A 14,524-nucleotide genomic window follows, 5' to 3' on the forward strand; every position below is an offset into this window, starting at 1 on the left:
CGGTGGACGCTTCACGAACAAGCGCTCATGACAGGTTCAACGTTCCCCCAAAAGATCCCATCAGGCATCTGCCCGAAACCGGGCAGGATTCTTGCGAAAGTACCGCCGGTGCCTCAGGATCTAGCGAGTGCACGACGAACTCGTTGATCACCTGACGCGGTCCACGCCCCTCAACCGGGGCGAGGCACTGCGGGTGATCCAGGACGTGCTCGCCTGGTTCGACGAGACGACCGAGGAATACGTCCGTCGCCGCCACCGCGAGCTCCAGGCCCAGGGCCTGGTGAACGCGGCGATCTTCGAGCGGATCGAGGCGGACCTGAAATATCGCGCGGTGGCGCCGCCGGAGCTCTCGCTCCGGCAGCTGCGGCGCATCGTCTACGGCTGAGGAATACCTGTACATGTGCGGAATCGTCGGTTACATCGGGAAGCGTGACGTCGCCCCCCTCCTGCTGGAGGGCCTCCAGCGCCTGGAGTACCGCGGCTACGACTCCGCGGGCATCGTCGTCACGTCCCCGAAGGCGTCCGGCCTGAAGATGGTCAAGGCCAAGGGCCGCGTGCGCGACCTGGAGGCCAAGGTCCCGGCCCGCTTCAAGGGCACGACCGGCATCGCCCACACCCGCTGGGCCACCCACGGCGCTCCCTCGGACGTGAACGCGCACCCGCACCTGGACGCCGAGGGCAAGGTCGCCGTCGTCCACAACGGCATCATCGACAACGCCGCCGACCTGCGCCGCAAGCTGGAGGCGGACGGCGTCGAGTTCCTCTCCGAGACCGACACCGAGGTCCTCACCCACCTCATCGCCCGCTCGCAGGCGACCAAGCTGGAGGACAAGGTCCGCGAGACCCTCCGGCTCATCGAGGGCACGTACGGCATCGCCGTCATGCACGCCGACTTCCCCGACCGGATCGTCGTCGCCCGCAACGGCTCCCCGGTCGTCCTCGGCATCGGCGAGAAGGAGATGTTCGTCGCCTCGGACATAGCCGCTCTGGTCGCCCACACCCGCCAGATCGTCACCCTCGACGACGGCGAGATGGCCACCCTGAAGGCCGACGACTTCCGCACGTACACGACGGAGGGCACCCGCACCACCGCCGAGCCCACCACCGTCGAGTGGGAGGCCGCCTCGTACGACATGGGCGGCCACGACACCTACATGCACAAGGAGATCCACGAGCAGGCCGACGCCGTGGACCGCGTGCTGCGCGGCCGCATCGACGACCGCTTCTCCACCGTGCACCTGGGCGGACTGAACCTCGACGCGCGCGAGGCCCGCCGGATCCGCCGCGTGAAGATCCTCGGCTGCGGCACCTCGTACCACGCGGGCATGATCGGCGCCCAGATGATCGAGGAGCTGGCCCGCATCCCCGCCGACGCCGAGCCCGCCTCGGAGTTCCGCTACCGCAACGCGGTCGTCGACCCCGACACCCTCTACGTCGCGGTCTCCCAGTCCGGTGAGACCTACGACGTCCTGGCCGCCGTGCAGGAGCTCAAGCGCAAGGGCGCGCGGGTCCTGGGCGTGGTGAACGTCGTCGGCTCGGCGATCGCCCGCGAGGCGGACGGCGGCATCTACGTGCACGCCGGGCCCGAGGTCTGCGTGGTCTCCACGAAGTGCTTCACCAACACCACGGTCGCCTTCGCGCTCCTCGCCCTCCACCTCGGCCGCACCCGCGACCTCTCGGTCCGCGACGGCAAGCGCATCATCGAGGGCCTGCGCAAGCTGCCCGCCCAGATCGCCGAGATCATGGAGCACGAGGAGGACGTCAAGAAGCTGGCCCTGCAGTTCGCCGAGGCCCGCTCGATGCTCTTCATCGGCCGCGTGCGGGGCTACCCGGTGGCCCGCGAGGCCTCCCTGAAGCTCAAGGAGGTCTCGTACATCCACGCCGAGGCCTACCCCGCCTCCGAGCTCAAGCACGGTCCGCTGGCCCTGATCGAGCCGGCCCTCCCCACGGTCGCGATCGTCCCCGACGACGACCTGCTGGAGAAGAACCGCGCCGCCCTGGAGGAGATCAAGGCCCGCAGCGGCAAGATCCTCGCGGTCGCGCACCAGCACCAGGAGAAGGCCGACGAGACGATCGTCGTCCCGAAGAACGAGGACGAGCTGGACCCCATCCTGATGGGCATCCCCCTCCAGCTCCTCGCGTACCACACGGCCCTGGCCCTGGGCAGGGACATCGACAAGCCCCGCAACCTGGCCAAGTCGGTGACGGTGGAGTAACCAACCCTCGTTTAGGGGGCGCGGGGAACTGCGCGAACGACCCCGACGCACCCGCACAGGCCACCCGATGAGAACGGACCCCCACGTGCTGACACACGCACAGGGGGTCCGTTCTCACTTGGCGATCCGGGAGATTGACGCGGCGTCAGCCGCTGACACAGCGTCAGGGAATGACAATCACAGGCCGCTGCGCCCGCTTGGCGAGCCGCCCGGCGACCGAGCCGAAGATCCGCCCGACGATGCCGTGGGTCGACCCCACGACGATCGCGTCGGCCTCGTACTCCCGGCCGACCTCCTCGAGTTCGTGGCAGATGTCCCCGCCCCGCTCGACCAGGATCCAGGGGACCTCGGCGAGATAGTCCGCACAGGCCAGCTCAAGACCGAGCACCTCGGTCCGGTGGTCCGGCACGTCCACGAAGACGGGCGGCTCACAGCCGGCCCACACCGTGGTCGGCAGCCGGTTGGCGACATGGACGATGATCAGGCCCGAGCCGGAGCGATGGGCCATGCCGATCGCGTACGCCAGGGCGCGCTCACTGGAGGTGGAGCCGTCAAAACCGACGACCACGCCGTGCTTGAAGGCGGGGTCGCAGGAATGACGTGGCTCTTCCGCCGCCAGGGGCTCGGCCGCCGTGGGATCGGCGACGGGCCGCTTGCGGTCCGCGGGTTCGAAGAATTCGTGACCGGCCATGGCTGTCTCGGCGTTGTGATCCTTTATGGGTGGGACAACAGTGTGCGGCGGAGCTGTGTCCGGGAATGGTCTTCCCAACCCCATACCCCCAAGGGTACGGCGGCACGCCTCCTTAGCCCAGACCCCGCCCGCCGTGCGTGCGGGTTCCAGGGAGCATGCACGAGGCGACGCCCGTAACGCAATGGTTGCTGCGCTGTACAGCCGGTTTGCACAGGATTCACTTACCCCTGGGAGTGATCCCGGGGTGATCCGATCACACAGTGACCTGCCCCGCGGCCGAGCGTTGAACTCCGTGAGCCACGCCACAGGGAGCACGCATGTCCGGACCTCGCCCCGCCTCCGAGGCGGACCGCGTGATTCCGCCGTCGCGGGACACCGCGACGGACGTGATCCGCTGGGCGGCCTTCAGCTGTCTGCTCGTCCCCGTCGTGCTGCTCGGCTACGGCACCTCGCTGGCCGGTGCCGCCGGCACCGCCCTCGGACTCGCGGCCGTCACGGGCGCCTGCCGGGTGCTGCTGCGCCAGTCCGAGCGCGGCGCGGCCCGCATGGCGGCCGAGGACCGGGCACCCCACCGGGGCAGGCGCCACCGCACCGGAACGGGGTCGCATCGTGGCGGACGGCACACTGGAGGAGATACACCGGTCAGCTGACCGGTTTCCGTGCACGTGCACGTCGGTTTTCAGCCAACTTCCGGCACCCGTGCATCACCGTGTCCCACCACCCCCCAACCCCCGTTCGACCTGCACGGAAAGGGCCTCAGGGGTCCTGCGCACCCTACGTGGATTGGCCACCGCGACAAGGCGCACTTCCCTGCACGCCCCACGAGTGCAACGCTTCGTGATCGAATGCTTCACGCCAAGTTGCCAAGTCGACAATCTGCCGAGTGCCGAACCGGCCAACTCGGCGCGACGGGACACAGTAGATTCGATCTTGACTGTCTACGGCGGGGGACTCGTGCAGGACCGAGGGGAAACGTGCAGGAGCGACACAACCGAGGAGCCGCGACCACCGAGGGGGGCTTAGCAGTATGAGCCACGACTCCACTGCCGCGCCGGAAGCCGTGGCCCGGAAGCTTTCCGGGCGACGCCGCAAGGAGATCGTCGCGGTGCTGCTGTTCAGCGGCGGCCCCATCTTCGAGAGTTCCATACCACTGTCGGTGTTCGGGATCGACCGCCAGGACGCCGGCGTGCCGCGCTACCGACTGCTGGTGTGCGGCGGTGAGGACGGCCCGCTGCGGACCACAGGGGGCCTGGAACTCAGCGCCCCGCATGGCCTGGAAGCGATCTCTCGCGCGGGCACGGTCGTCGTACCGGCCTGGCGTTCGATCACATCTCCGCCGCCGGAGGAGGCGCTCGACGCGCTGCGCCGGGCCCACGAGGAGGGCGCCCGCATCGTCGGACTGTGCACCGGCGCCTTCGTCCTCGCGGCGGCCGGCCTGCTGGACGGCCGCCCCGCGACGACACACTGGATGTACGCGCCGACACTGGCGAAGCGCTACCCGTCGGTGCACGTCGACCCGCGGGAGCTGTTCGTCGACGACGGCGACGTGCTGACGTCGGCCGGCACGGCGGCGGGCATCGACCTGTGCCTGCACATCGTGCGCACCGACCATGGCAACGAGGCGGCCGGCGCCCTGGCCCGGCGGCTCGTCGTGCCCCCGCGCCGAACCGGCGGCCAGGAGCGCTACCTCGACAGGTCTTTACCGGAGGAGATCGGCGCCGACCCGCTGGCCGAGGTCGTCGCCTGGGCGCTGGAGCACCTCCACGAACAGTTCGACGTGGAGACGCTGGCGGCACGCGCGTACATGAGCCGTCGTACGTTCGACCGCCGCTTCCGCTCACTCACCGGGAGCGCCCCGCTGCAGTGGCTGATCACGCAGCGGGTGCTCCAGGCGCAGCGCCTGCTGGAGACGTCGGACTACTCGGTGGACGAGGTGGCGGGGCGCTGCGGCTTCCGGTCGCCGGTCGCCCTGCGCGGGCACTTCCGCCGCCAGCTGGGCTCGTCCCCGGCCGCGTACCGGGCGGCGTACCGCGCCCGGCGCCCCCAGGGCGAGCGGCCCCAGGAGACCGAGGCCTCCCAGGGCGGACCCGGGGCCGGCGTGCCGGGCGGCCACCCGGGCCACCCCGGTCAGCCGGGCCAGCCGCCCGGCTCCCTCCACCCGGAGCACCCCGTCCCGATCCAGTCCCGCCGTACGGCGGCGGCGAGCGCGATCGGGTCGCCCCCGGCGCTGTCGGCGTCGGCCGCCTCCGACAACGGGCGGGAGGCGTACATATCGCCCCGGGCGAGCCTGCCGGGGCAGCGCAGCGCGACGTGATCGGGTGACCGGGCCCGCGGGGAGCAGCCCCCGCGGGCCCGGCTCCTTGTTTGGGGGGGCAACCGGTCCCCGGCCACGAGGTCACCGCACCGTCGGCTCAGCCCGGGGCGGCTCGCCGTAAGGTGAGACACATGAACGATCGCATGGTGTGGATCGACTGCGAGATGACCGGCCTCTCGCTGTCGGACGACGCGCTCATCGAGGTGGCCGCCCTCGTCACCGACTCCGAGCTGAACGTGCTCGGCGAAGGCGTGGACATCGTCATCCGGCCGCCGGACCGGGCGCTGGAGACGATGCCGGAGGTGGTGCGTCAGATGCACACCGCGTCCGGGCTGCTCGCCGAGCTGCCGGACGGAACGACTCTGCGGGACGCGGAGGACCAGGTCCTGACGTATGTGAGGGAGTTCGTCAAGGAGCCGGGCAAGGCCCCGCTGTGCGGCAACTCCGTCGGCACGGACCGCGGCTTCCTGCTGCGCGACATGCCGACGCTGGAGGACTACCTGCACTACCGGATCGTCGACGTGTCGTCGATCAAGGAGCTGGCCCGCCGCTGGTACCCGAGGGCGTACTTCAACAGCCCGCAGAAGAACGGCAACCACCGCGCGCTCGCCGACATCCGCGAGTCCATCGCCGAGCTGCGCTACTACCGCGAGGCCCTCTTCGTCCCGCAGCCCGGCCCCGACTCGGACACCGCGAAGACGATCGCCGCGAAGCACGTTCTGCCTGCTCAGTAGGCGTGACAGGGGCCCGTCGGGGAGCGCCGGGAAAGGCGTGCGCGAGCACCCCTTCGGACCCTGTACACTTTTTCTCGGCCGGTCGGGGAAGTCACTGACCTCCAAGCCGGTCATGGTGGGTGTAGCTCAGCTGGTAGAGCACCTGGTTGTGGTCCAGGATGCCGCGGGTTCGAGTCCCGTCACTCACCCTGAGCAATCAGCCGGTGGCTTCGACAGAGGTCACCGGCTGAAGCTTTTTGCGCGCCGGTCCTGGCCGTGCCGACCGGCAGGGTTACGGTCGGCGCCATGGACGGTGGACATCGCGGGTGGCGGGCGTGTGTGCTCGGCGGGGCTGTGTTCGCCGTGTGCATGGCCGGCACCACGCTGCCGACTCCCCTCTATCCCCTCTACCAGGCCAAGTTCGGGTTCTCCGACCTGACGGTGACCGTGGTGTACGCCGTGTACGCCTTCGCGGTCATCGCGGTGCTGCTGCTGGTCGGCAACGCCTCGGACGCGGTGGGCCGGCGCCCGGTGCTGCTGTGCGGACTGGCCTTCGCCGCGGCGAGCGCGGTCTGCTTCCTCTGCGCCACCGGTCTGGACTGGCTGTTCGCGGGACGGCTGCTGTCGGGGCTGTCCGCCGGGCTGTTCACCGGTGCCGCCACGGCCTACGTGATGGAGCTGGCGCCGCAGGGCGGCGCCTCCCGCGCCACGTTCGTGGCGACGGCCGCCAACATGGGCGGCCTGGGGTGCGGTCCGCTGCTGTCCGGAGTGCTCGCGCAGTACGCCGAGTGGCCGCTGTACCTGCCGTTCGTCACGCACCTGATCCTGGTGGCCGGGGCCGCCCTCGTCGTGCTGCGCCTCGCGGAGACCGTGCGGGAGCGGCAGCCGCTGCGCACCGTACGGCCGCAGCGCCCCGCGCTGCCCCCGCAGGTGCGGGCGGTGTTCGCGCCCGCGGCGACCGCCTCGTTCGTCGGTTTCGCCCTGCTCGGGCTGTTCACCTCGGTCAGCCCGGAGTTCCTCGCCCGGTCGCTGAACCTGCACAACCACGCGGTGAGCGGTCTGGTCGTCGCGCTGGCCTTCTTCTCCTCCACCGCCGGGCAACTGGCGGTCGGCCCGGTCGGCGCACGGCGGTCACTCCCCCTGGGCTGTGCCGGGCTCCTCGCCGGACTGGCGCTGCTCGCGGGCGCGCTGCGGTGGAACCTCATGGCGCTGGTGGTGCTCAGCGCGATCGTCGGCGGGGTCGGACAAGGGCTGGCGTTCCGCGGCGCGCTCGCCGAGGTGGCCGGGGCGTCTCCCCGGGGTCAGCGCGCGGAGGTCATCTCGACGCTGTTCGTGGTGGCCTACACGGGCATCTCCCTCCCCGTGATCGGCGTGGGCCTCCTGACCCGCCCGATCGGCCTGGAGGGCGCGGGGCTGGTGTTCATCGCCTGCATGGCCGTGCTGGTGTCGGTCGCGGCCGCCTACCTGCTCCGCCGTCCGGTACCGGCGAGGACATGACCGTACCCGTATCGGTGGCGCCGCCCGGGTGGGCCCGGAGCGGCGCCGGCGGTCCGTTCGACGAGCGCCGGCCGGTCCGGATGACGGGCCGTCACGACGACGACCGCACCACCAGTTCCGTCGCCAGGACCATCTGGCGCCGGTCCAGGCCCCGGGAGGCCAGCGGGCGGCGGTCGGCGACCTCGGTGAGGAGGAGGCCTATCATCCGGCGGCCCATCTCCTCGATGGGCTGGCGGACGCTGGTGAGGGGCGGGTCCATGTGGCGGGCGATGGCGGAATCGTCGTAGCCGACGAGCGCGACGTCGTCGGGAATGCGGCGCCCCGCCTCGCGCAGCGCCTGGCGGGCACCGGCCGCGGTGACGTCGGAGGCGGCGAAGACCGCGTCCAGATCGGGGTGGCGCTCCAGCAGCGCCCGCATGGCCTGACGGCCGCCCTCCTCCGAGAAGTCACCCGCCTCGATCAGCGCCTCGTCCACCCCGTGACCCGCGTCCCTCAGGGCGTCGCGGTAGCCGTCGATGCGGCGCTGGGCACCGTAGACATCGAGGCGGCCGGTGATGTGGGCCACCCGGCGGCGGCCGCCGGACAGCAGGTGCTCGACGGCCTGGCGGGCACCGCCGTAGTTGTCCGAGTCGACCGACGGCAGCGTCTCCGCCGATGAGCGCGGACCGCTGATCACCGCGGGGATCTCCAGCTGCGCCAGCAGGTCGGGCAGCGGGTCGTCCGCGTGGACCGAGACCAGCAGCACACCGTCCACCCGGTGGGCGGCCAGGTACTGGGCGAGCCGCTGCCGCTCCCGGTCGTTGCCCGCGAAGATCAGCAGCAGCTGCATCTCCGTGTCGGAGATCTCCGCCCCGACGCCCCTGAGCATGTCCGAGAAGTACGGCTCCGCGAAGAACCTCGTCTCCGGCTCGGGCACCACCAGCGCGATCGCGTTCGTACGGTTGGCGGCCAGGGCGCGGGCCGCCGTGTTGGGGACGTAGCCGAGCTCCGCGACGGCCGCCTCCACCGCCGCCCGGGTCGCGTCACTGACCCTCGGCGAACCGTTGATCACCCGGGAGACGGTGCCGCGCCCGACACCCGCGCGCGCCGCCACCTCTTCGAGGGTGGGCCGGCCACCACTTCGGCCCCGCGCTCCGTGGCTTGCCATGGGCTCCGCCTTCCCGTCCGCACCCGCACTCTGCGACTGGCCTGGAATTTAACAGGCTCGCCGAGGGAAGTGACCGCCGCCGAGGGGCGTCGCCCCCCGGCCCTCCGCTTCTTCCCGGACGAGCGTCTCCGACTGGCCGGATACCGCCCTCCCGAGCCCCAACCGGCCCCCGCGCGGGTCCAGTTAACGGCCCGATAACTGAACGCATCTCTCCTTGTCCGGTCCCTTGACACCCCCGCCGCGACCCGCGAACCTTCAACACATCACCGGTGGGAGCGCTCCCACAGTACCTGACACATACACAACCCGCACGTTCCCCGCCCGAGCCGCAGCGAGTGAAAACGGGTCCAACATGCAGTTGGCCGGGGGGTCGGCACGTCAGGGCAACAGGAGGACGACATGCGAGCACGCATCCGAACCGCCCGCAAGGCGATGGTCGTCGCGGCCGTCGCGTCGCTGGGCGCCGGGCTGCTGGCCGGCTGTGCCGACGACGGCAAGGACGACGGCTCCGACTCCTCGTCGGGCGACAGCGGCGGCAAGACGACGATATCCGTGGGGCTCTTCGGCACCATGGGCTTCAAGGAGGCCGGCCTCTACGACGAGTACGAGAAGCTCAACCCGAAGATCAAGATCGAGCAGAACGTCGTCGAGCGGAACGAGAACTACTACCCGGCGCTGCTGAACCACCTCACCACCAACAGCGGCCTGCTCGACGTCCAGGCCGTCGAAGTCGCCAACATCGCCGAGGTCACGGCCACCCAGGCCGACAAGCTCGAGGACATGTCCAAGGCTCCGGGTGTGGACAAGAGCAAGTGGCTGGACTGGAAGTGGCAGCAGGCCACCACCAAGGACGGCAGGACGATCGGCCTCGGCACCGACGTCGGCCCGATGGCGATCTGTTACCGCACGGACCTCTTCAAGCAGGCCGGTCTGCCGACCGACCCGGCCGAGGTCGGCAAGCTGTGGGCCGGTGACTGGGCCAAGCTCGTCGACGTCGGCGAGCGCTACAAGTCGAAGGCCCCCCAGGGCACCTTCTTCATGGACTCCCCCGGCGGTCTGATCAACGCGATCCTGGGCAGCGAGAAGGAGAAGTTCTACGACTCCTCCGGCAAGGTCATCTACAAGACGAACCCGGCCGTCAAGGCCGCCTTCGACCTGACCTCCGAGGCCGCCGAGAAGGGGCTCGTCCAGTCCCAGACGCAGTTCCAGCCGTCCTGGAACTCCACGATCGCCAACAACAAGTTCGCCGCCATCGCCTGCCCGCCGTGGATGCTGGGCACGATCAAGGGCAACGCGAAGCCGGACGCGGCCGGCAAGTGGGCCGTGGCCGCCGCGCCCAAGGGCGGCAACTGGGGCGGCACCTTCCTCACCGTGCCGAAGAGCGGCAAGCACGTGAAGGAGGCCCAGAAGTTCGTGACCTGGCTGACCGCTCCGGAGCAGCAGGCGAAGCTGTTCAAGGTGCAGGCCAGCTTCCCGAGCGCCCCGTCCGCCTACACCATGCCCGAAGTGACCGGCGCGACCAACGAGATGACCGGTGACCAGAAGATCGGCCCGATCTTCGCGGCGGCCGCCAAGTCCGCCCCGGTCCAGGTGATCGGCCCGAAGGACCAGATCATCATGCAGGGCCTGTCGGACAACGGCGTGATCCTGGTGACGAAGGGCAAGTCGGCCAAGGAGGCCTGGGAGTCGGCGATCAAGTCCATCGACAACAAGCTGGACCAGTGACCCGTATGGCCACCCGTCATGACACCGCCGCGCCCCCCGTGCAGGGGGGCGCGGCCCCGGGCCGCCCGCCCGGGGACCCCGCGGCCGTGGAGAAGGAGCGGCGGCGCCGGGACCGGCTGTCCCGCCGCTGGCAGCGGGACATCCGCTGGAGCCCGTACGCCTTCGTCTCCCCGTTCTTCCTGCTGTTCGTCGCGTTCGGCCTGTTCCCGCTGATCTACACGGGCTGGGCCTCGCTGCACCAGGTGGAGCTGACCGCGCCGACCGACATGAACTGGGTCGGGCTGCGCAACTACACGCGGATCTTCGACGACGACTTCTTCTGGAACGCGGCGAAGAACACCCTGACCATCGGCGTCATCTCCACCGTTCCGCAGTTGCTGATGGCGATGGGCATCGCCCACATCCTCAACTACAAGCTGCGGGCCTCGACCTTCTTCCGGGTCGCGATGCTCGCGCCGTACGCGACGTCGATCGCCGCGGCCTCGCTGGTGTTCGTGCTGCTCTTCGGCCGTGACTACGGCATGATCAACTGGCTGCTCGACATGGTGGGGATCAACCCGGTCGACTGGCAGAACGACAAGTGGCCCTCGCAGATCGCGGTCTCGACGATCATCATCTGGCGCTGGACGGGCTACAACGCGCTGATCTACCTCGCCGCGATGCAGGCGATCCCGCAGGACCTGTACGAGTCGGCGGCGCTGGACGGCGCCAACCGCTGGCAGCAGTTCATCCATGTGACGCTGCCGGCGCTGCGCCCGACGATCCTCTTCACCACCGTCGTCTCGACGATCGGGGCCTCGCAGGTCTTCGGTGAGCCCCTGCTGTTCGACGTCAACAAGGGGGCGTCCGGCGGCGCGGAGCACCAGTTCCAGACGCTCGGTCTGTATCTGTACGAGCAGGGCTGGGTGGCCCAGCACCTGGGCCGGGCCTCGGCGATCGCCTGGACGATGTTCCTGATCCTGATCGTCATCGGCATCGTCAACTACGTCATCTCGCGCCGGCTGCGCGCCAGTAGTTAAGGAGTTGTGGCCGTGACGACGACTGTGACGCCCCCGGACACCGAGCCCGTAGAGGGCTCCAAACGCCCCCGGCTGCCGAAGTCCGCGCGGGCCGGCGGGACGCTGCACGCCGGTCCCCTCGGGTACGCGATCCTCATCGTGTTCACGATCGTGTCGCTGTTCCCGCTGGTGTGGACGGCGATCGCCGCCTCGCGTGACAACCAGCGGCTCGCGCAGACGCCACCGCCGTTCTGGTTCGGCGCGGGTCTGTTCGACAAGCTGGAGATCGCCTGGAACGAGGCCAATCTGGGTGAGGCGTTCTTCAACACCACGATCGTGGCGGGCGTTTCGGCGCTGACCATCGTCTTCCTGTCGACGATCGCCGGTTTCGCCTTCGCCAAGCTGCGGTTCAGGGGCCGTGGCGCGCTGATGCTGATCGTGATCGGCACGATGATGGTGCCGCCGCAGCTCAGTGTGATCCCGCTGTACATGATGGTCGCCAAGCTCGACTGGACGGACCAGTTGCAGGCGGTGATCTTCCCGTCGCTGGTGAGCGCGTTCGGTGTGTTCTTCATGCGGCAGTACCTGATCCAGGCGCTGCCGGACGAGATCATCGAGGCCGCCCGGGTCGACGGGGCGAGCAGCTGGCGGGTGGTGTGGCACGTGGTGTTCCCGGCGGCGCGGCCGGCGATGGCCGTGCTCGGGATGCTGACGTTCGTGCAGACCTGGAACGACTTCATGTGGCCGTTCCTGGTGCTGACCCAGATGGGCAACCCGACCGTGCAGGTCGCGGTCGCGGGTCTGGGCCGCGGTTACACGCCCGACCAGTCCCTGATCATGGCGGGCGCGCTGCTGGGCACGCTGCCGCTGCTGCTGGTGTTCGCGATCTTCGGCAAGCAGATCGTGGGCGGCATCATGCAGGGTGCCGTGAAGGGCTGACCCCGTGTTCTCGGGGGCCGGGTCAGCGCCGCTCCGGCCCCTCGTCCTCCTCCCCCTCCACCATCGGTCTCCACGACCTCCATTGGGAGCGCTTCCATGCCTGACTCCGAAAATCCGGCCACCCCGGTGACCTTCCCTCCCGCCTTCCTCTGGGGCGCGGCGACCTCCGCGTACCAGATCGAGGGTGCGGTGCGGGAGGACGGCCGTACGCCGTCGATCTGGGACACGTTCAGCCGTACGCCGGGCAAGACCGAGGGCGGCGACACCGGTGACATCGCTGTCGACCACTACCACCGGTACCGCGAGGACGTGGCGCTGATGGCGGAGCTGGGGCTGGGCGCCTACCGCTTCTCCGTCTCCTGGTCCCGGGTGCAGCCGACGGGGCGCGGCCCGGCGGTCCAGAAGGGGCTGGACTTCTACCGCCGGCTGGTCGACGAGCTGCTGTCGAAGGGCATCAAGCCGGCCGTCACGCTCTACCACTGGGACCTGCCGCAGGAGCTGGAGGACGCGGGCGGCTGGCCCGAGCGGGACACGGCGCACCGCTTCGCCGAGTACGCGCGCATCGTCGGTGAGGCGCTCGGTGACCGGGTGGAGCACTGGATGACGCTCAACGAGCCGTGGTGCAGCGCGTTCCTCGGCTACGCCTCCGGTGTGCACGCCCCCGGCCGTACGGACCCGGCCGCCTCGCTGCGGGCCGCGCACCATCTGAACCTGGCGCACGGGCTGGGCGCGTCCGCGCTGCGGTCGGTGATGCCGGCCCGCAACCAGGTGGCGGTGGCCCTCAACTCGGCGACGGTGCGGCCGCTTTCGCAGGACCCGGCGGACCTGGCCGCGGCCCGGAAGATCGACGACCTGGCCAGCGGCGTCTTCCACGGCCCGATCCTGCACGGCGCCTACCCGGAGTCGCTGTACGTGGCGACGGCCGGTGTCACGGACTGGGACTACGTCCTGGACGGTGATCTGGCGCTGATCAACCAGCCGTTGGACGCGCTCGGCCTCAACTACTACACGCCCTCCCTGGTGTCGGCGGCGGACCCGAACAGGAAGGGGCCGCGCGCGGACGGCCACGGGGCGAGCGAGCACTCGCCGTGGCCGGGCGTGGACGACGTGGCGTTCCACCAGACGCCCGGTGAGCGCACCGAGATGGGCTGGACGGTCGACCCGACGGGCCTGCACGAGCTGATCATGCGCTACACACGCGAGGCCCCGGGCCTGCCGCTGTACATCACCGAGAACGGCGCGGCCTACGACGACAAGATCGACTCCGACGGCCGGGTGCACGACCCGGAGCGGGTCGCCTACCTCCACGGTCATCTGTCGGCGGTGCGCCGCGCGATCGCCGACGGCGCGGACGTCCGCGGCTACTTCCTGTGGTCCCTGCTGGACAACTTCGAGTGGGCGTACGGCTACGGCAAGCGCTTCGGCGCGGTGTACGTGGACTACGCCTCCCTCGAACGCACCCCGAAGACGAGCGCCCGCTGGTACGGGCGGGCGGCGCGGACGGGGGCGTTGCCGGAGGTGGGGGCGGTCTGACCGACGGGGGCTGGGGGGGCGGGGGCGCGGCACGACTAGGGGAGTGCCGCGCCCTCGGGCCTGCCGGGTGGTCAGAGGGTGCCGGGGGCGGCGAGCCACTGGGTCGGCTGCCCGGTGACCGAGGCGATGGTCTCGAAGTCGTTGTCGTAGTGCAGGAGGGTGAGTCCCTGAAGCTCGGCGGTCGCAGCGACGAGCAGGTCCACGGCGCCGGCGGAACGGTGCTTTCCCTTCTCGGTGAGTTCCCGCTGTACATCCCATCCACGTGTCACCGCCCGATCGTCCAGGGGGGCCCAGCCGAACAGCGCGTCCAGGTCCTGGACCAGACCGACCCGGTCCTCGGCGTTCCTGGCGCTGTACAGAAACTCGACCTCGGTCAGCGGGCACCGCGCGATCACCCCTTCCGTCAGGGGCTTTTCCCAGAGTCCCCGGGCGGGCTGCTTCAGGATGCGGACCAGGGCGCTGGTGTCAATGAGGTAGGTCGCCGCGCTCATCGACGATAGGTGTCTTTCTCCAGCAGCATGTCAAAGTCGCCCGCGTCCGCCCGCGCCGCGAGCCGGGCCAGCGCAAGGGCCCGGTTCTTACGCTCGACACCTTCCTTGAGAGCGGCGTTGACCGTGTCCTTCTTGGTCTTGGTCCCGAACACTATGGCCGCCTCGGCCAGCAGTTCCTCGTCGATGTCGATCAGCGTCTTGGCCATGGCGGAGCCTCCTGGATATCCGATCGATATTCCAGTATATCCACGAGACGGTCA

Annotated in this window: 14 protein-coding genes and 1 tRNA gene; 11 read left to right on the forward strand and 4 right to left on the reverse strand. The window is 70.0% G+C overall.

Going from position 1 to position 14,524, the window contains the following annotated elements:
- Window positions 1-127: 127 nt before the first annotated feature.
- Window positions 128-385, forward strand: coding sequence for a hypothetical protein (locus tag ABEA82_RS03695; protein ID WP_003990438.1), 258 nt, complete (start codon window positions 128-130; stop codon window positions 383-385).
- 13 nt (window positions 386-398) lie between these two features.
- Window positions 399-2,216 (forward strand): glutamine--fructose-6-phosphate transaminase (isomerizing), encoded by a 1,818-nt coding sequence (gene glmS, locus ABEA82_RS03700; RefSeq protein ID WP_345659878.1) that lies wholly within the window; start codon window positions 399-401, stop codon window positions 2,214-2,216.
- 163 nt (window positions 2,217-2,379) lie between these two features.
- Here glmS and ABEA82_RS03705 read toward each other — a convergent pair whose 3' ends face one another.
- Window positions 2,380-2,907 carry a universal stress protein gene (locus tag ABEA82_RS03705; protein WP_010047889.1) on the reverse strand — a complete coding sequence of 176 codons (528 nt, stop codon included), beginning with the start codon at window positions 2,905-2,907 and terminating at the stop codon, window positions 2,380-2,382.
- Window positions 2,908-3,224: 317 nt separating this feature from the next.
- On the opposite strand from ABEA82_RS03705, the gene ABEA82_RS03710 reads away from it, so the two are divergent.
- The 5 genes from ABEA82_RS03710 to ABEA82_RS03730 all read left to right on the forward strand — a co-directional run bounded on the left by ABEA82_RS03710 (window position 3,225) and on the right by ABEA82_RS03730 (window position 7,431).
- Window positions 3,225-3,557 carry a hypothetical protein gene (locus tag ABEA82_RS03710; RefSeq protein ID WP_345659879.1) on the forward strand — a complete coding sequence of 111 codons (333 nt, stop codon included), beginning with the start codon at window positions 3,225-3,227 and terminating at the stop codon, window positions 3,555-3,557.
- Window positions 3,558-3,934: 377 nt separating this feature from the next.
- A complete protein-coding gene (locus tag ABEA82_RS03715) occupies window positions 3,935-5,221 on the forward strand; it encodes a helix-turn-helix domain-containing protein (protein WP_345659880.1) in 1,287 nt (428 codons plus the stop codon).
- A 131-nt stretch (window positions 5,222-5,352) separates the two neighbouring features.
- Window positions 5,353-5,955, forward strand: coding sequence for an oligoribonuclease (gene orn, locus ABEA82_RS03720; RefSeq protein WP_345659881.1), 603 nt, complete (start codon window positions 5,353-5,355; stop codon window positions 5,953-5,955).
- Window positions 5,956-6,070: 115 nt separating this feature from the next.
- A tRNA-His gene (locus tag ABEA82_RS03725) sits at window positions 6,071-6,143 on the forward strand.
- Between the two features lie 97 nt (window positions 6,144-6,240).
- Window positions 6,241-7,431 carry an MFS transporter gene (locus tag ABEA82_RS03730; protein WP_345659882.1) on the forward strand — a complete coding sequence of 397 codons (1,191 nt, stop codon included), beginning with the start codon at window positions 6,241-6,243 and terminating at the stop codon, window positions 7,429-7,431.
- Window positions 7,432-7,522: 91 nt separating this feature from the next.
- On the opposite strand, the gene ABEA82_RS03735 is transcribed toward ABEA82_RS03730, so the two are convergent.
- A complete protein-coding gene (locus ABEA82_RS03735) occupies window positions 7,523-8,578 on the reverse strand; it encodes a LacI family DNA-binding transcriptional regulator (RefSeq protein ID WP_345659883.1) in 1,056 nt (351 codons plus the stop codon).
- Between the two features lie 399 nt (window positions 8,579-8,977).
- On the opposite strand from ABEA82_RS03735, the gene ABEA82_RS03740 reads away from it, so the two are divergent.
- The 4 genes from ABEA82_RS03740 to ABEA82_RS03755 all read left to right on the forward strand — a co-directional run bounded on the left by ABEA82_RS03740 (window position 8,978) and on the right by ABEA82_RS03755 (window position 13,773).
- Window positions 8,978-10,303 (forward strand): ABC transporter substrate-binding protein, encoded by a 1,326-nt coding sequence (locus tag ABEA82_RS03740; RefSeq protein ID WP_345659884.1) that lies wholly within the window; start codon window positions 8,978-8,980, stop codon window positions 10,301-10,303.
- A 5-nt stretch (window positions 10,304-10,308) separates the two neighbouring features.
- A complete protein-coding gene (locus tag ABEA82_RS03745; RefSeq protein WP_345659885.1) occupies window positions 10,309-11,322 on the forward strand; it encodes a carbohydrate ABC transporter permease in 1,014 nt (337 codons plus the stop codon).
- Window positions 11,323-11,334: 12 nt separating this feature from the next.
- On the forward strand, window positions 11,335-12,240 hold the full coding sequence (locus ABEA82_RS03750; protein ID WP_345659886.1) for a carbohydrate ABC transporter permease: 906 nt from the start codon (window positions 11,335-11,337) through the stop codon (window positions 12,238-12,240).
- Window positions 12,241-12,336: 96 nt separating this feature from the next.
- Entirely contained in the window at window positions 12,337-13,773 is a 1,437-nt protein-coding gene (locus tag ABEA82_RS03755; protein WP_345659887.1) for a GH1 family beta-glucosidase, read from the forward strand.
- Between the two features lie 71 nt (window positions 13,774-13,844).
- On the opposite strand, the gene ABEA82_RS03760 is transcribed toward ABEA82_RS03755, so the two are convergent.
- Window positions 13,845-14,264, reverse strand: coding sequence for a PIN domain nuclease (locus tag ABEA82_RS03760; protein ID WP_345659888.1), 420 nt, complete (start codon window positions 14,262-14,264; stop codon window positions 13,845-13,847).
- Window positions 14,261-14,470: a type II toxin-antitoxin system VapB family antitoxin gene (locus ABEA82_RS03765; RefSeq protein WP_345659889.1), complete on the reverse strand. Its 210-nt coding sequence runs from the start codon at window positions 14,468-14,470 to the stop codon at window positions 14,261-14,263. The genes ABEA82_RS03760 and ABEA82_RS03765 overlap by 4 nt, the downstream gene beginning before the upstream one ends.
- Between the last annotated feature and the right edge of the window lie 54 nt (window positions 14,471-14,524).

The organism is Streptomyces venetus, from assembly GCF_039540295.1.
Taxonomy (GTDB): Bacteria; Actinomycetota; Actinomycetes; order Streptomycetales; family Streptomycetaceae; genus Streptomyces; species Streptomyces venetus.